The sequence below is a fragment of the Blautia sp. XA-2221 genome, assembly GCF_028767025.1.
In the GTDB taxonomy this organism is placed as follows: domain Bacteria; phylum Bacillota; class Clostridia; order Lachnospirales; family Lachnospiraceae; genus Blautia_A.
Map to the genome: position 1 here is coordinate 202,107 of NZ_JAJQXX010000003.1, position 17,790 is coordinate 219,896.

Sequence of the window (17,790 nt, forward strand, 5' to 3'; positions counted from 1 at the left end):
GCGGGGGGAGATCTCACTGAGTTTACACTGTTTTTTTGCCAAAGTATAAGTGGAATTCTTCATAAGTTTATGTTACAATTTAGCGAAGAAAATGAAGCTGTATAATATAGGACGTATGATAGACTGTGTTTTGATACACAGTCGGATTTAACACTGGATTTTTTGAAAGTCGTTTAATCTCGGAACTGACCGGGAAAATGGCAGAAATTCAGATAGAGGGAGATATGGCAGCAGAAAAAAAGAAACGTACATTGAACAGAGAAATCACACTTCTTACTATGGCTACTTCCGTTGGAGCCCTTGTTCTTTTCGGAACCGTGATAATCATTATGTTTTTTGTGTTTTTTCTGGGAAATATCAGAGAGGATATGGAAAATATTCTCCGTAATACAGAACAGGACTGTCAGAATAAAATGCAGTTTATTCAGGATGGCGCTGTAATGATCCGTCATAACTCCACTCTCAGGAAGTTTTTTGAGGGGGAGTGGACGGACCGGGAAGAAATGGAAAAACAGCTTTCATATAGTATGGAACTGTTTTCTGACCGTAATATGACGGATCAGCAGCTTCCGTTTGTGACCAGTGTCTGTCTTTTTAATGGAAAAGACGAATATATCCGCGAACATTATTATCCCATGACAGTGGCAGCAGCCGGAGACAGAGAAAAGGCCTATCTGGACAGAATGAGACAATTCCGTACAACAGAAAAAAGATATGATATGACTTCAGGGGCTGATGAGATCAACCTCTGTTTTCGTGTTTATGACGAGGCAATGGAAGAACTTGGAATCTGTGTCCTTGGAATAGGAAAAGCCGCTGTAGCAGATATTTTTGATGAAATAGAAAACTACAGCAATGGAACCTGGGCCGTATACTCTGACAGAAACAATATTCTGGCATGGGGCGGAGATAAAAAAGCTGCCCGGGAGATTTGTGAGCTCGCTCCGAATTTTTCGGGAGAAACGAAACTGAACGGTATTCGGACTCTCAGTGTTTCCGGGGGCTGTGGCTTTGGAACCTCTGTGGCGGTTTCAATCGGTATGAACAATATTTATGTGATATTGAAGCCTACCATGCTTACGTTTCTGGTGGTTATTTTTCTGGCGCTGGTTTTTATTGCGATTGTAATGTTGGGAATCAGTTACCGTTTTACAAGACCACTGAAAACACTGGGAGATAATCTGAAAGCCTTTGGTAAAAAAGATCTGAATGTCAGAATGGAGGATTCTTCTATTTCAGAGATTCACGAGATCAGTGTGATCTTTAATGAGATGGCAGAGAGGATCCAATACCTTATTGAGCAGGTTTATGAAAAACAGCTTCTGGCTGCCAGATCTCAGACGAAATATCTTCAGGCTCAGATCAACCCTCATTTTCAGTTCAATATCCTTGCAATGTTCAGTATTCGGGCGAAGCTGGATGGAGATGAAGAGCTGTATCGGGGATTACAGGCATTTTCCGGGCTTATGAAAGGTAAAATTTTCAGAGAAAAGGAAATACGGATACCTGTTTCCGAGGAGATGGAGCTGGTTAATTTTTATCTGTATCTTCAGAAAAGCCGGTTTGGGGACCAGCTTTCTTATGAGATTGAATATGGAAGTGAGGACGTAAAAAAATTAAAGATCCCGCGTCTTTTAATAGAGAATCTGGTGGAAAACGCAGTATCTCACGGACTGGAACCCAAAAGTGGAAGCGGGCTTGTAAGAATCAGGCTTTTTGAAAAAGAAGAAAAACTTCATATTATTGTAGAAGATAATGGAGTAGGATACGAAAAAAACGGAGAAGACATGGACAGCGGCGATATGGAAGGTACGGATGGTATTTCGCATACTCATACAGGACTTGCAAATATGAAACGTCTGCTAAAGATTTTGTACCATGACAGTTACAGTATGGAAATTACGGGAGAAAAGAATATAGGAACGAAAGTTGAGATTATCGTTCCGGTGGAAAGGGGGAGCAGTATATGTGGCGTGTAGCAGCGGCAGATGATGAAGCGTATTTGAGAACCGCTTTGAAAAAGCTGATGAACTGGGAAAAAATGGGGTGTGAGCTTATCAGTGTGGTTAATAACGGCAGGGAACTGATCCAGTGCATTGAAGAGGAACATCCTGATATTGTCATTACGGATATCCGGATGCCGGAGGCGGACGGTCTGGAGGTATGTAGATATATTTATGAACAGTATCCGGAAATCCAGACGATTATTCTAAGCGCCTATACAGATTTTGAATACGCTCGTACTGCGCTTCGTTATGATGTGGCGGATTATGTACTGAAGCTTTCGATTCTGGAGGAGCTTCCTCCTGCTGTCCAGAAGGTGACAGGCAAGCTGGAAAAACAGAAAAAAGAGCTGGAAGAAGAATTTGTGAATCCTCCCCGAAAAAAAGAGGCGGAAGGACTTTATGAGCAGGTAAATGATTATATCCAGCGTAATTATAGCCGTAAGATCACGCTAAATGACATTGCCCAGGAGCTTCATGCCAACAGCAGTTATCTGAGCCGACTTTACAAAAAGGAAAGCGGCATGAATCTTTTTGATGTGGTACTCCAAAAACGTATAGAAAAGGCAAAGGAATACATGGAGGATACGGACCGTAAGATCTATGAGATTTCTCAGGCAGTGGGATTTGATGATACCGGATATTTTTCCAGAGTGTTTAAAAAATATTCCGGTATGTCTCCAAGAGAATATCAGAACAGGAAAAGAGGAACTCATGAGGAAAAGTAGGATATGTCTGCTTCTTTTGTGTATAACACTGGCAGTTGTATCTTCGGGATGTGGAAAAAAGCAGAAAAAACCAGTGGAGATCACCCTGATCCACGGATGGGGAACCACTGAAGAGGATCATGTGGCCATGCGCCAGATATACCAGGATTTTGAGAAACAAAATCCGGACGTAAAGCTGAATCTGGTATCCATGCCCTCAGGAAGTGAAATGGTCCGCAAGGTGGAGGATCTTCTTGTAGTAGGAGAAGTTCCGGATATTATTTTTCTGGGAGGCACAGGAAAGGATACCGTCTACAGCTTTATGACAGAAAATGATCTGGCTCTTAATCTTATGCCCTATATCAGTGAGGACAGGGAATTTGCCGAAAGTCTTGCTCCTGCCAATATTGATTTCTGGACCACTCCGGAAGGGGAATTGTTTACTGTGTCAGATGTTCTGCTTTTAAGCGGAGGCTACTGGTATAATGAGGATATTTTTGAGGCAGCGGGAGTTGAGAAGCTGCCGGAAACCTGGGATGAATTTCTGGAAACCTGCGGTCTTATTGAGGCCTGGGCACAAAAAGAAAATAACGGTGTGAAATGCCTGCAGATGTCTTCTGAGGCATATCTTTATTTTATGGATCATCTTCTTGCTGGACAGGATTCCGTAAGCGGACAGGCTATCAGGAACCATCGCCTTCTGCTGGAGGAGGAAGCGGTGAAGGAAACGCTTGTTATACTTCGGAAGATTTATGAATATTCCAGAGTACAGGAGAATTACAGCTACCGGGATGAAACAGATATGTTTAATGAGGGAAAATCAGCTATGTATGTCAATGGAATATGGGGCGCTCCTATGATAGCAGATGAAATTTCTGCTTCCTATAGTCTGATACCGGCAGAGAACGGGGAGAGTATTTCCTGTGAATCTACCTGTCTGGGGTATATCCTGGGAAGCACCGGAGATGAAAAAAAGGAAAATGCCAGTGTCCGTTTTTTGAAATATATGCTCAGCGAACCTGTACAGGAAAGGATATTGCAGGAAACAGAGCAGGTGCCTGCCAATCCTCATATTCAGCTTCGGGACTATGAAAAAGGGATGGAGCGGTTTGCTGCAGCTGCAGACAGAGTGAAATCAGCAGAAATGAAAATACAGGTTCCTAATAATATCTGGAATTCAGGCGCAAGAGAGAAATTTATGGAAGGTATTTTTGATGTTCTGGAAAACAAAATAACAGATGAAGAATTTATTCATTCTCTGATGTAAAAATAATCCATATTTTTGTGGAAAAAGTAAAAATAATACAGAGTAACTGTCAATATACTTCATTCAAAACAACCATAAAAAGAGATACAATACAGACATGTTAAGTGAACTTGCACAAAACAGAGAGTATTTCAATTATGGAGGGAAAAGGAATGAAAAAAAGAGCGATCAGCATTCTTCTTGCAGGAGCAATGACAATGGCAGCAGTAGTCGGTACAAGCGTTACTGCATTTGCAGATGAAAAGGAAACACTTGAATTTTACCACGGATATTATCATGATGAGAGCGAGTGGCCTGCAGCAAAGGTTATGAGAGATATTTATGATGAGTTTGCAAAGGAACATGCAGACGGGGATGTTGTATTCGAGCCGATTGCTGTGGAGAACAGAGATGAGATCGTAAGCGCTGAGGTAGCAGGAGGAAACTTCCCGGATATGGTTGACTGCGGACAGCCTCTTTCACTGGCAGCTATCAGCCAGGGACTGGTGCTTGATCTGAAACCGTATATTGATGAAAATAATCTGCAGGATGCGGTAGGTCTGAACTACACACAGAATGATGTGGACGGACATATTTATACGGTTCATGATCAGCTTGAGAGCCGCGGACTGTGGTATAACACAGAAGTTTTTGAAAAAGCCGGAATTACAGCAGAGGATGCCTTTAAGGACTGGGACAGCTTCGGAGCAGCTATGGACAAAGTTCATGAGCTGGGAGGAGATATGTATGGATATGCGGCAGGACAGGGATCCCGCTACATCATTAATGCGATTCTTGGTTCTACAGAAGAGGGAAGAGCCCTTCTGGAGGGAGAGCTGACTGCAGAGGGAATTGAATCCGATGCATTTGCAGAAGCATTTAAGACAGCGGCAAAGCTTGATCAGGCAAATGGCTCTGACCATACTACAGAGGATGTAGGAAATCTGATGGATGATTTCAATAAGAACGGAAAAGCAGCAGTTCTCTTTAATGGTGTATGGAATGCCAGCGGTATTGATGAAAACCTTGCAGATAAGGTGGAATCCCAGGTATTCCCGGGAAATGTTTCTGTTATAACAGCAGGCTCCGGACTCTCTGTTTCTGCAAACTTAAGTGAAGCAGAAGAAAAGTTGGCTCTTGAATTCCTTGCTTATATGGTAAGTCCGGAAGTACAGGCAAAGATCTTTACAGGCGTACAGGCAAATCCATGCAATACTACACTGGATCTGAACGCTCTGGCAGAGGAGAGCGGCGATGCCATTACAGTCAAGCTTGCCAAAGCCTGCACACAGGTAAATTCTGCAGAAACTGTAGTAAAAGACCTCAACCACGTATGGGGATCTGATGTGGGAAGCGCTATTATCAACGCACTGATGGAATGTGCAGTAGAAGGAACAGATATTGACGCTCGTTTTGAACAGTTAAAACAGGAGCTGACAGCTCTGGTTGCATAAATAACGGCGAAATCCGTACAGACAGGGGGCGGCTTGAGGCCGCCTCCTTCTCATCACAGCAGGAAAAAGGAGGAAACCGATCATGAAAATAAAGCACCGGGGCTGGAAAAGAAAAGGGTTTATTCTGGCGTTTCTCGCCCCTACCCTGATCGCCTTTGCACTATTTTATCTGTATCCCATTGTGACAGTTTTTGTAACTTCATTCTGTAAATGGGATTACACAAATATCACAAGTCCGGAGTTTTTTGGATTTGCGGATATGTGGAACAACTATAAGTATATATTTGAGCTGTATCCCTATTTCTGGGAGGCACTGAAAAATTCATCTATCTGGGCTCTTCTGGGCGTATTTGTACAGATTCCTATAGCGACAATGATCGCGATCGCTCTTTCCCGGAAGGTAAAGGGTGTAAAATTTGTAAGAAACGTTTACATTATCCCGAATATGATCTCTACAGCGGCAATGGGTATGATCTTCCTTCAGCTCTACAGCCCGCTTTATGGAGTTGTAAACCCTGTGATCAGGCTTTTTAAGCCGGATTTTACAGAAAATATTCTGCTTCTTAAGGGACCGGCATTTATTGCCATGACCTGTGCGTATATCTTTTTTACAGGAACCACCACGCTGATGATCCTGGGAAATATTATGGCAATTCCGGAAGATGTCCGAGAGGCTGCCATGCTGGACGGGGCCAGCGGTCTTCGTCAGGATCTGTATATCACGGTTCCCATGATCAAGGATACTCTGCGTACGGTATCTATCCTGGCTGCAACAGCAGGATTCCTTCTTTATAATGAGGTTTATTTCCTGACAAAGGGAGCAGCAGGAACCTACAGTATCAGCTATGTGATCCGAGAGCTTGCAATTACAAGCACCAGGACCCAGTTTGGCCGGGCTAATGCTGTAGCGGTAGTCCAGATACTTGCAGGAATGGTGATCATTGTTATTGTAAATCTTCTGTACAGTGGTATTTTCAGAGGTGTAAGACGCAGCAGAAAGGGAGGACAGAAATGAGCAGAAAAACAAAATCTCATGTAAAGGTGCAGACCATGTCCCGTGGCACAAAGATTATTACATATATTTGCCTTGGCTGGGCTCTTTTGGTGGCGCTTGTACCTCTTATATGGCTGGTTCTGTCCAGTCTTAAAGAAGATCCCCTGGCAAGACCGGGATTCCAGCTTCCGGAATCTATTTGTCTGGACGGATATATTTCCACCTTCCGGGATCTGCATGTAATGCGGTATTTTGGAAACAGCATGATTGTTGCAGGAGTTTCCGTAGTTTTGAGCATTCTGATGATCTCCATGTCTGCCTATGTGGTGGCGCGAATGGAATTTAAAGGAAAAAAACTGGTGAATCTTATTCTTTATTCCACTATGTTTATTCCGGCAACAGCTCTGACTTATCCGGTATATAATCTGGTAAACAAAATGCATATTTACAATACAAGAGGCGCACTGATTTTTATTTATGCATGTAGCGGTATTGCAATAAGCTTTTTTGTCATAAAAAACTATTATGCCAATATTCCTCCGGAGCTGGAGGAGGCGGCAAGAATTGACGGCTGCGGCTATGCCATGACCTGGTGGAAGGTGATCTTTCCCATAGCAAGACCGGGAATCATGACTGCGGCAGTGCTGGCCTTCCTTAATAACTGGAATGAGTACTACTGGGCTTCTCTTGTGATTGTTGACAGGGAAAAGCTGACAGTTCCGGCTCTTCTTTCCACCTTTACAACTTCCTTCAGGACAAACTATAACGGTCTGTTTTCCGCTATGGTGATCATTATTCTTCCGCCGGTCATTCTTTATTGTGTATTCAGCAAGTTCTTCGTAGAAGCCCTTTCCGGCGGCGCAGTAAAAGGCTAAGAGAAAAGAGGTAAAATATAATGAAACAGATTACAGCAGTCCTGATCGGTGCAGGACTTCGTGGCGGATGGGTTTATGCTGCATATGCAGAAGCTCATCCGGAGGATATGAAGATCGTGGCAGTGGCAGAGCCGGATGAGGAGAGAAGAAATGCCATTGCAAAGCTTCATGATATTCCGGCAGAACGGTGCTACAGAGATTATGCAGAGCTTCTCTCAGAAGAAAAAATGGCAGACTGCGCTTTGGTGTGTACGCAGGATACCATGCATTTTGAGCCTGTAACAAAGGCACTGGAAAAGGGGTATCACGTTCTCTGTGAAAAACCAATGTCACCGGATGCGTCAGAGATCGTTACCATGGGTAAAATGGCGGAAAAATATAACAGAATCCTGATGATCTGTCATGTTCTGCGGTATTCTTCATTTTTTTCGCGTATCAAGGAACTGCTGAGTGAAGGAAAAATCGGAAAAATGATTAGTATTCAGCATATTGAAGAAGTAGGATACTGGCATCATGCTCACAGCTTTGTAAGGGGCAACTGGAGAAGAGCAGATGAGACAAGCCCGATGATCCTTCAGAAATGCTGCCACGATATGGATATTCTTTTGTGGCTGGTGGGAAGTCCCTGTCAAAAGGTAAGTTCCTTTGGAAACCTTACATATTTTAAAGAAGAAAATGCTCCGGAAGGCGCTCCGGAGAGATGTCTGGATGGATGTCCTTACAGGGATGAATGTGCCTTTTATGCGCCGGGATTTTATTTTGAGCATCCCAAAGCAGAGGCTGACGGCCTGATTTATGCTGTATCTACAGAAACTGACAGAGAATCCGTGATTCAGGCTTTGAAAACAGGGCCTTACGGACGCTGCGTATTCCACTGCGACAATGATGTGGTGGATCATCAGGTAGTGAATCTGGAATTTGAGAATCAGGTAACAGTCAACATGACCATGTGTGCGTTTACAGAGAATTGTGCCAGAAGAATCCATATTATGGGAACAGACGGAGAACTTTCCGGAGATATGGAAAAGGGAATCATAGAATTGCGGAATTTTTCAACCGGGGAAAAGGAAACGATCCAGCTTCACACACCTTCTACAGGACACAGTGGAAGTGACACAAATATGATGAAGGATTTTGTGAAATATGTTCGGGAAGACAGCGAGGAAGTAAGGTCAGGCGCCTCCGTATCGGTAGAAAGCCATCTGATCGCGCTTGCTGCAGAGCAGTCCAGAGTGACCGGCAGGACAGTAGATCTGGAACAGTTCCGGCAGGACATTGAGGAAAAGTAATATGAAACTGAAAGAGTTTTGCCGGGGGATCAGGCTGGCTCCGGAAGCGCTACAGGTTGTAGAAAAAATGGATGAGGAAATTTCTGAAATACGGTATCAGTATATTCGGGAAGTGTTCTGGGTGGATCAGAAAAAAATGTTCCGGGAAATTTCAGCAGCTCCGGGATACAGACAGAGATTTCTTTATTATTACTGCAGGCTTGCCTGTGAAACTTATGAGGAATATCAACAGAGAAATATCGGAGAAAAAGTGTTTTTTGACACTTTCTCCGATATTTCTCTATGGTGTGATGTATGTTTTAGGCGGTATGGAGAATATGGTCTGCAGGAATATGAATGGCTGTGGCGTCATATAAAAATGGCACTTTTTCGTCTGGGCAGATTTCAGTTTGAGCGTATGAGTTCAGAATGGGAATTTATATGGAATGGAACTTCTGTAAAAAAAGGGGATACGGTAATCAGTATCCACATTCCGGAAGGAGATCCTATTACACAGGAGAAGTGTCTGGAATCATTAAAAAAAGGACAGGAATTCTGGAAAATGGCAGTACCATACCTATGTCATTCGTGGCTTCTTTATCCCGGATTGCAGAATTTACTGGGAGAAACATCTAATATCCGCAGGTTTCAGAAACTGTTTGATATAGCAGGTACCGATTATAAATATCGGGAAGGAGAGGAAAGGATATTTGGGATGCTGCTGGATGATCCGTCCGGATATCCTGAATATACCCGCCTTCAGAAAGAGGCAAAAAAGTACCTGGAAAAGGGAGGAAAACTTGGCAGCGGACTGGGAATTCTGAAAGATCTGATATAAACGGTCCGGAACAGGCGCTGTTAAAAATAATATATCAGCACAGAGATGAAGCATTTGTTCTTTGACTGGCTTTTATGCTCCGGAGTTCTTCTGTAGGTTTTTATGCTCTGGAGTTCTTCCTGATTGATTTTTATTATCAAAGATACTATAATATCAAGCGAAACTCTGCGATAAGAGCAGGATAGAAATGGATGTTGCAGGGGTATAGAGCCTGCAAAAAACATAACAAAAAGAATCAGGGAGAATTTTTAGTTTATGAGCATATTAAATGTTGAACACCTGTCACACGGCTTTGGAGACAGGGCGATTTTTTCGGATGTATCTTTCCGTCTGCTGAAAGGCGAGCATATTGGTCTTGTAGGGGCTAATGGAGAAGGAAAGTCTACTTTTATGAATATTGTTACCGGAAAGCTGATGCCGGACGAGGGAAAAGTAGAGTGGGCAAAAAATGTCCATGCAGGTTATCTGGATCAGCATGCAGTCCTGGAAAAAGGAATGACGATCCGTGATGTTCTGAAGTCTGCTTTTGACCCTCTTCTTCAGAAAGAGCAGCGCATGAATGAGATCTGCGATATGCTGGGAAGTGCCGGAGAGGAAGAAATGAATGACCTTATGGAGGAGCTGGGAACCATTCAGGATGAACTGACTCTTCATGATTTTTATGTGATCGATGCCAAAGTTGAGGAAGTTGCCCGGGCTCTGGGGCTTCTTGATCTTGGGCTGGAAAGAGATGTTACAGATCTCAGCGGTGGTCAGAGGACAAAGATCCTGCTTGCCAAGCTCCTTCTGGAAAAACCGGACATTCTTCTTCTGGATGAGCCTACCAACTATCTGGATGAGGAGCATATTGCATGGTTGAAACGGTATCTTCTGGATTATGAAAATGCGTTTATCCTGATCTCTCATGACATTCCGTTTCTGAATGAAGTGGTAAATATTATTTATCATATGGAAAATCAGGAGCTGAACCGTTATGTGGGAGATTACGATCATTTCCAGGAGGTTTATGCAGTAAAAAAGGCGCAGCTTGAGGCGGCCTATCGCCGACAGCAGCAGGAAATTAGTGAGCTTAAAGATTTTGTGGCAAGAAACAAAGCCCGTGTTTCCACCAGAAATATGGCAATGTCCCGCCAGAAAAAGCTGGATAAGATGGATGTGATCGAGCTGGCAGCGGAAAAACCAAAGCCGGAATTTAATTTTCGGTATGGACGTACTCCGGGAAAAATGCTGTTTGAGACACATGATCTGGTGATCGGATATGACGAGCCTCTGTCAAAGCCATTGAATTTCTTTATGGAAAGAGGTCAGAGGATCGCGCTGGTTGGAACTAACGGTATCGGAAAAACGACTCTTCTGAAAAGTATGCTGGGGCTGATCCCGTCTCTTTCCGGTTCCTGTGAACGGGGAGAAAATCTGGAGATCGGTTACTTTGAACAGGAAGTAAAGGGCGATAATAAAAATACCTGTATTGAGGAACTCTGGCAGGAATTTCCTTCTTATAATCAGTACGAAATCCGTTCGGCTCTTGCCAAGTGCGGCCTTACTACAAAGCATATTGAAAGTCAGGTGCGGGTTTTAAGCGGCGGTGAACAGGCGAAGGTACGTCTGTGTAAGCTGGTGAACCGTGACACGAATATCCTGGTTCTGGACGAGCCGACCAATCATCTGGATGTGGATGCCAAGGACGAGCTGAAAAAAGCCCTGAAAGAGTACAGAGGAAGTCTTTTGCTGATCTGCCACGAGCCGGAATTTTATCAGGATGTGGTAAACCAGGTGTGGGATATGAGCAAGTGGACCACGAAGGTGCTGTAAAAGCATATAAAGATTATATAAAGATTTTCTTTATTACAGAATACCCAATGACTTTTCCGGTAAAAGGTGATACAATATCCTGAAAATCGGAGAGCTGCCTGGTGGATTTACAGGAAGAATCAGGACAGAACCGATGAGATAAGGAGGAAATATATGTACAGGAAAAAAGGAGCAGGTTCCGGCAAAAAAGGAAAGCTTCTGGCAGTGCTTGCGGTAATTGTTATAGCAGCTGTGTACTACTATGTGGCAATTCCTGCTGTGAACATTCATTCCAGTGGATTCTGGATGTTTCTGATCGCACTGGTCGTGCTGGGACTGCTGTTTTATGGAGGGAGAAGAGGAATCCATTCCAAAGAAGAAGTCAAAAGTTCAAAAATCTTAAAGCTGGGAATAGGACTGGTAGTGCTTCTGGTGCTTGTTTATTTTGCAGGCAGTATTCTTTCCTCACCCATTGTTAATGCAAAAAAATACCGGAATCTGATGGTACCGGAAACAGGAAATTTTGCGGAGGATATTGAACAGATCAACTACGATCAGATTCCGCTTCTGGACAAGGAATCTGCAGCTCTTCTGGGAAACCGTAAAATGGGAAGCATGGTGGACATGGTTTCTCAGTTTGAAGTCAGCGATCTTTATTCTCAGATTAATTATCAGGGACGTCCGGTTCGTGTGACACCTCTGGTGTATGCAAGCCCGATCAAATGGCTGACTAATATGAGCAAGGGAATTCCGGCTTATATTACCATTGATATGGCAACACAGAATACAGAACTTGTAAAACTGGAAAAAGGAATTAAATACTCAGAAGCAGAATATTTTAACCGGAATATTTACAGACATCTGAGATTCAAGTATCCTACTTACATTTTTGATCAGCTCAGCTTTGAGATTGATGAAGAAGGAACTCCTTACTGGGTATGCCCGGTGAAAAAGTTTAATATCGGACTTTTTGGCGGGCAGACTATTGGAAGAGTAGTTCTCTGCAATGCTGTTACAGGAGAGTGTGTGGATTATAAAGTTGAGGACTGTCCTACCTGGGTAGACCGTGTTTATCCGGCAGATCTGCTTGTACAGCTTTATGATTATCACGGTACTCTAATCCATGGATTTTTAAACAGTGTTCTGGGCCAGAAGGGCTGTCTGAAAACAACAGAAGGCTACAATTATCTGGCGCTGAATGATGACGTATGGGTGTATACAGGTGTTACCTCTGTCAGCGGTGACCGTTCCAATGTAGGTTTTGTAATGATGAACCAGAGAACAAAGGAAACAAAGTATTATGAGATCCCGGGAGCCGAGGAGTACTCAGCAATGGCGTCTGCAGAGGGGCAGGTTCAGAACCTTGGTTATAAAGCGACATTCCCGCTGCTCTTGAATATTGCAGATGAGCCAACCTATTTTATTGCTCTGAAGGACAATGCAGGTCTGGTGAAAAAATATGCTATGCTGAACATTCAGAAATATCAGAATGTTGCTATTGGAGATACAGTTCAGGAGTGTGAAAAGAAGTATCTGAAAATGATCAAAGGCAGCGGTGCGGCTGTGGCAGGAGAAGATACGAAAAAGATCACCGGAGAGATCAGAAGAATGGCTCAGGGAGTCATAGATGGAAATACTCATTATTATATTGTACTTGAGGATCATGAAGATCTGATCTTTGATGTACCGATCACCGATTTTCTTGGAATTGTGAAGTATGATGTAGGAGACAGGATCACGATTTCCTATAACGAAGCGCAGCCTGCAAACAGTGTGGTTTCTGTGAAAGGAGATGCGGGAAGCGCTGAGGGAAGCGTGGAAACTGACGGAAGCAGTTCCGGGGACGATACCGCAGCTCTGGGAGAAGAGGAATCCTGAGTGAAATTATTTTGTCGATGATATATTTTACAGTATCAGGTATTTCAGGAAAATAAAATAACAGAAAAGAAAGCTGCCAGACAGCTTTCGGCAGGAAATGACAGCCTGTCGGAAGTTGGCCTGGCAGTTTTTTACTTTACAGGCAGGAAAAAGTAGAATCTACCATATCTAATGCTTTGTGAGGGACAGATTTTTGGCTGTCTGCGGAACTAACTGTACTTTCAGGGCATTGTTATTCCGCAATATAATACACTGCGGAAAATGGAGGAAGTTCTGTCTGATATCTGCCGGCTGTGAGCTTTCTGGCAGGTCGGCGCCTTTTCAGACTGCCTCCGTATATTTCCAGATCGCTGTTAAGAAGTTCTTCGATTTTCTGGCAACCGGAAAACTTCAGTTCATAGGTCTGAGGACGATCAGAAAAATTAAAAACGGCAGTAATGCGCTCTTTCTGACTGTTCCGTTCAAATACATAGACGCAGGTCTGCTCCTGGTGGCAGTCAATCCACCGGAAGCCGTCTGCCTGATAATCTTTTTCCCAGAGAGCGGAATGGGACAGATAGATTTCGTTGAGATCTTTCATAAAACGGGCGAAACCACTGTGAATGGGATAATCCAGAAGCATCCAGTCCTGTTCCCGTTTTTCATCCCATTCTCTCAGCTGGCCGAATTCATTTCCCATAAAATTCAGCTTTTTCCCCGGATGGGCGTACATATACATATAAAGCGCTCTTGCCTGAGGAAATTTGTTGTCATAATCACCATGCATTTTCTGGAGGATTGTAGCTTTTCCATGTACCACCTCATCATGAGAAAGTGGAAGAAGAAATCTTGCGTCATAGTAATACATCATGGAAAAGGTCAGCTTATGGTAGTTTGCGCTTCTATATTCCGGGCCGGTACGAAAATAGTTCAGAGTGTCGTTCATCCATCCCATATCCCATTTATAGTCAAATCCCAGACCACCCTGAGAAACCGGGTCTGTAACCTTTGGAAAAGATGTGGAATCCTCGGCAGCCAGAATCACAGAGGGGTACATTTCCTTCAGTCCCCTGTTCATGTACTGGAGAAATTCCACTGCGTTCAGATTTACACCCCGCGCAGGATCTCCCTGCCAGTAAATGGCTCTGCTGATGGCATCCATACGAAGTCCGTCAATATGAAATTCTTTTATCCAGTAGTTTGCAGCAGACTGCAGGAAACTGCGGACTTCGCCACGGGAATGCATAAAGTTGCAGCTTCCCCATTCGCTGACACCCACAGCAGAATGAGGATATTCATACAGGGCGGTTCCGTCATACTGAGCCAGACCGTAGCTGTCTACAGCAAAATGTACTGGCACAAAGTCCATGATCACGCCGATATTGTTCTGATGACAGCGGTCTACAAAATATTTCAGCTGATCTGCAGTGCCGTATCTGGATGTAGGACTGAAAAAACCGGTTGCCTGATATCCCCAGGACTCGTCACAGGGATATTCGTTCAGGGGCATGATCTCCAGATAGTTGTAGCCGTTATTTTTTATATAGGGAATCAGGATTTCAGCCATTTCTTTATAGGTATACCAGGAATCCGCTTTTTCTGAGGGCTTTTTAAAGGAGCCGAAATGCAGTTCATAAATATTCAGCGGTTTTTTGCGGCAGTCTGTACGGGATGCCAGCCATTCGTGATCATGGAAAGAATAACTGTGCAGATTTCTTATGACAGATGCGAAAGCAGGGCGCAGCTCCATGCCAAAGCCATAGGGATCGCAGTGCTCTACACGGTTTCCTGATTTGTCATAAATGCAGTATTTATACATCATTCCTTCTTTTGTTCCCGGAATAGAAAGCTCCCAGAAATTGCCGTCAGAAACTTTGTGCATATCCCATTCCTGCCAGTGGTTAAAATCTCCGAATACAGTGATTCGGGAAGCGGCAGGCGCAAAGGTGCGGAACATGGTTGTGCCGTTGTTTATATGAGCCCCCAGATAGTGGTAGGCGTCAAAAATTTTTCCTGTATAGAATCCGTAAAAATCCATGGTATTCTCCTTATAGATAATAGACATCAGTTGTTCTTTTGACTATAATATAAAAAACAGTACAGGATATGTCTACCGACAAAACATCCTGTAAGACGGATAAGCAACCTTTTGGCAAAAGTGTCGCATATATAAGAAAGATCAATATGAAAAAGAATTGGGTTGGGACATTCAGAAAAGAAAACCGGAAGAAGAGGGAGAGTATGGATATCAGAATAGAAAAAACAGAAAAAGCAATCAAAAATGCGTTTCTGGAACTCAGGGCTAAAAAGCCACTGGAAAAGATCACAGTTAAGGAGCTGTGCGGGCTTGCCTGCATTAATAAATCTACATTTTACAGCCATTATGAGGATATTTTTGCTCTGTCAGAGCTGATGGAGGCGGAAACCATTACCTCTGTAGTAAAAAATATTTCTGCGCAGCAGCAGGATCCTTTCCGGGAACCGGAGGTTTTTACCGGCAACCTTTATATGGCTCTTCTTTCCAGTAATTCTCTGATCAGTATTCTGTTTTCCGGGAAGGAAAAAGCAAGGCTGGGAGACTGCCTGGAAATAGAACTGAAAAAGCTGATATGGCAGAGATATCCGGAATATCAGCAGGATACAGAGCGGAATATCCTGCTGTCTTTTTGTATTCAGGGATGCTTTCATGCATATCTGAACCACAGAGATGAGGATCTGGAGGCAGTGATCCGCGTCAGCGAAAATGTGGTGAGGAATCTGAGACCACTGTATTTCCGGGAGTAGATCATAGAGAAAATTTCAATAGAAAATATTTGTCAGTTCTGGGAGATGTGATCAATTTCAGGAATATAGAACAGATGAATATGGACTTTCGTTACTGATCTGAAATAGATATTACAGAAACAGGGAAAGGAGCAAAACATGAGTAACATATTGCTTTTAGAAGATGATCTTAGTCTGATCAACGGGCTTTCTTTTGCATTCAGGAAACAGGGTTTTGAACTGTCTGTTGCCAGAACGCTCAAAGAAGCAGACAGTCTGTGGGCAGATGGAAAATATGATCTTCTGGTACTGGACGTAGCGCTGCCGGACGGCACGGGATTTGAATTTTGCCAGAAAGTGCGACAGGCTTCCAAAGTACCTATTATTTTTCTGACAGCAGCAGATGAGGAAATGAACATTATTATGGGGCTGGATATTGGCGGAGACGATTATATTACAAAACCGTTTAAGCTGGGGGTGCTAGTGTCCAGAGTCAATGCACTTCTCCGACGGGCAAAAGATTTCAGCTCCGCAGATACGCAGCTGGAATCCAACGGAATAAAAGTGCTTTTACTGCAGGGACAGGCTTTCAAAAACGGAGAACTGCTGGAGCTGACGGCTGCAGAATATAAGCTGCTTTGTCTGTTTATGAGAAATCCCAACATGGTACTTACCAAAGAAAAAATTTTAGACCAGCTGTGGGACTGCGACGGAAATTATATTGACAGCAGTACTCTTACCGTGTATATGAGGCGGCTTCGCATAAAGGTTGAGGATAATCCCAGCGAACCGCAGATGCTTCTGACAGTCCGGGGAATGGGCTATAAATGGAATGTGACAGGGTGAGGCGTTTTATGAAGATATTTGCAGATAAAGAAATCAAGAAGCTGTTTCTTTCGTTATCAGTTATCTGGCTGATCTTTCTTATGCTGGCGCAGGGATATCTGTGGCTATCCTGTCAGCGTGTTTCTCTGTGCCTGCTGTTTCTTTTTTTGTTTGCAGGAGGCGCTGTATGGGCAGCTTGCTGTTCCTGCTTCCGAAAACAAAATCAGATAATGGAACAGGCAGTATCACAGATCCATGAATATCTTGACGGCGATCGCAATGCTCGTATTGAATGTGACGAAGAGGGAGAATTATATCGGCTGTTTCATTCTGTCAATTCTCTGGCGGCGGTGTTAAATGCTCACGCAGATAATCAGCTTCGGGAAAAGGAATTTTTGAAAAATACGATCTCTGATATTTCTCACCAGCTGAAAACACCTCTGGCGGCTTTGAATATTTACAACGGGCTGCTACAGGACGAAGAAGCAGATCTGGCTCAGGTAAAAGAATTTGCGGATTTGTCAGAGCAGGAACTTGACCGCATTGAAATACTGGTGCAGAATCTGCTTAAAATTACAAAGCTGGATGCAGGCTCTGTGCTGATCGAAAAGAAAACAGAGAACGTAGCGGATATGATGGGAGATATTGAGCTGCACTTTGCATATAGAGCCAGGCAGGAACAGAAAGAGCTTATTCTGTCCGGTTCAGATAATATTTTTCTTTTATGTGATCGTGACTGGATGTGGGAAGCAATCGGTAATATTGTGAAAAATGCTCTGGATCACACAGAAAAAGGAGATACGATCCATATCGAATGGAGAGCCCTGCCCTCCGTGATCCAGATTACCGTAAAGGATAATGGATGCGGCATTCATCCGGAGGATCTGCATCACATTTTCAAGAGGTTTTATCGCAGCCGTTTTTCCAGTGACAGACAGGGGCTCGGACTTGGACTTCCGCTTGCAAAAGCGATTATTGAAGCCCATGGCGGCAGTATTGAGGTTGACAGTGAACCAGGAAGAGGCACGATTTTTACAATGAATTTTTTAATTCCTACAAAATTGTAGGCTGGCTGTAGGCTGACTGTAAGGTTTCAGTGTTATCCTTTGTAATGCAGACACAAAAAGAATGATATCTGTCTGCATGACAAAGTTATTGAGAAAGAGGTG

14 protein-coding genes are annotated in these 17,790 nt (G+C 43.5%); 13 read left to right on the top strand and 1 reads right to left on the bottom strand.

Going from position 1 to position 17,790, the window contains the following annotated elements; translation table 11 throughout:
• Positions 1-197 precede the first annotated feature (197 nt).
• The 10 genes from LU279_RS04235 to LU279_RS04280 all read left to right on the top strand — a co-directional run bounded on the left by LU279_RS04235 (position 198) and on the right by LU279_RS04280 (position 13,054).
• Positions 198-1,979, top strand: coding sequence for a sensor histidine kinase (locus tag LU279_RS04235; RefSeq protein ID WP_274421320.1), 1,782 nt, complete (start codon positions 198-200; stop codon positions 1,977-1,979).
• The gene (locus tag LU279_RS04240; protein WP_274421321.1) at positions 1,967-2,731 is read left to right on the top strand and encodes a response regulator transcription factor; all 765 of its coding nucleotides are present in this window, start codon (positions 1,967-1,969) and stop codon (positions 2,729-2,731) included. The genes LU279_RS04235 and LU279_RS04240 overlap by 13 nt, the downstream gene beginning before the upstream one ends.
• The gene (locus LU279_RS04245; RefSeq protein ID WP_274421322.1) at positions 2,718-3,977 is read left to right on the top strand and encodes an ABC transporter substrate-binding protein; all 1,260 of its coding nucleotides are present in this window, start codon (positions 2,718-2,720) and stop codon (positions 3,975-3,977) included. The genes LU279_RS04240 and LU279_RS04245 overlap by 14 nt, the downstream gene beginning before the upstream one ends.
• 152 nt (positions 3,978-4,129) lie before the next feature.
• Complete coding sequence (locus tag LU279_RS04250; RefSeq protein WP_274421323.1) at positions 4,130-5,410, top strand: ABC transporter substrate-binding protein; 1,281 nt, start codon at positions 4,130-4,132, stop codon at positions 5,408-5,410.
• Positions 5,411-5,492: 82 nt separating this feature from the next.
• Positions 5,493-6,425 (top strand): carbohydrate ABC transporter permease, encoded by a 933-nt coding sequence (locus LU279_RS04255; RefSeq protein WP_274421324.1) that lies wholly within the window; start codon positions 5,493-5,495, stop codon positions 6,423-6,425.
• The gene (locus LU279_RS04260) at positions 6,422-7,279 is read left to right on the top strand and encodes a carbohydrate ABC transporter permease (RefSeq protein WP_274421325.1); all 858 of its coding nucleotides are present in this window, start codon (positions 6,422-6,424) and stop codon (positions 7,277-7,279) included. Before LU279_RS04255 ends, LU279_RS04260 begins: the two co-directional genes overlap by 4 nt.
• A 20-nt stretch (positions 7,280-7,299) precedes the next feature.
• Positions 7,300-8,568, top strand: coding sequence for a Gfo/Idh/MocA family protein (locus LU279_RS04265; RefSeq protein ID WP_274421326.1), 1,269 nt, complete (start codon positions 7,300-7,302; stop codon positions 8,566-8,568).
• Position 8,569: 1 nt separating this feature from the next.
• A complete protein-coding gene (locus LU279_RS04270) occupies positions 8,570-9,385 on the top strand; it encodes an acyltransferase domain-containing protein (RefSeq protein ID WP_274421327.1) in 816 nt (271 codons plus the stop codon).
• A 255-nt stretch (positions 9,386-9,640) separates the two neighbouring features.
• The gene (locus LU279_RS04275; RefSeq protein WP_274421328.1) at positions 9,641-11,197 is read left to right on the top strand and encodes an ABC-F family ATP-binding cassette domain-containing protein; all 1,557 of its coding nucleotides are present in this window, start codon (positions 9,641-9,643) and stop codon (positions 11,195-11,197) included.
• Between the two features lie 153 nt (positions 11,198-11,350).
• Entirely contained in the window at positions 11,351-13,054 is a 1,704-nt protein-coding gene (locus tag LU279_RS04280) for a CvpA family protein (RefSeq protein ID WP_274421329.1), read from the top strand.
• A gap of 232 nt (positions 13,055-13,286) precedes the next feature.
• Here the strand turns inward: LU279_RS04280 and glgB are convergent, their stop codons facing one another.
• Positions 13,287-15,071 (bottom strand): 1,4-alpha-glucan branching protein GlgB, encoded by a 1,785-nt coding sequence (gene glgB, locus LU279_RS04285; protein ID WP_274421330.1) that lies wholly within the window; start codon positions 15,069-15,071, stop codon positions 13,287-13,289.
• A 203-nt stretch (positions 15,072-15,274) separates the two neighbouring features.
• On the opposite strand from glgB, the gene LU279_RS04290 reads away from it, so the two are divergent.
• The 3 genes from LU279_RS04290 to LU279_RS04300 all read left to right on the top strand — a co-directional run bounded on the left by LU279_RS04290 (position 15,275) and on the right by LU279_RS04300 (position 17,688).
• On the top strand, positions 15,275-15,817 hold the full coding sequence (locus LU279_RS04290) for a TetR/AcrR family transcriptional regulator (RefSeq protein WP_274421331.1): 543 nt from the start codon (positions 15,275-15,277) through the stop codon (positions 15,815-15,817).
• 138 nt (positions 15,818-15,955) lie between these two features.
• On the top strand, positions 15,956-16,642 hold the full coding sequence (locus LU279_RS04295) for a response regulator transcription factor (RefSeq protein ID WP_274421332.1): 687 nt from the start codon (positions 15,956-15,958) through the stop codon (positions 16,640-16,642).
• A gap of 8 nt (positions 16,643-16,650) precedes the next feature.
• Positions 16,651-17,688 carry a sensor histidine kinase gene (locus tag LU279_RS04300; protein WP_274421333.1) on the top strand — a complete coding sequence of 346 codons (1,038 nt, stop codon included), beginning with the start codon at positions 16,651-16,653 and terminating at the stop codon, positions 17,686-17,688.
• The last annotated feature ends 102 nt before the right edge of the window (positions 17,689-17,790 follow it).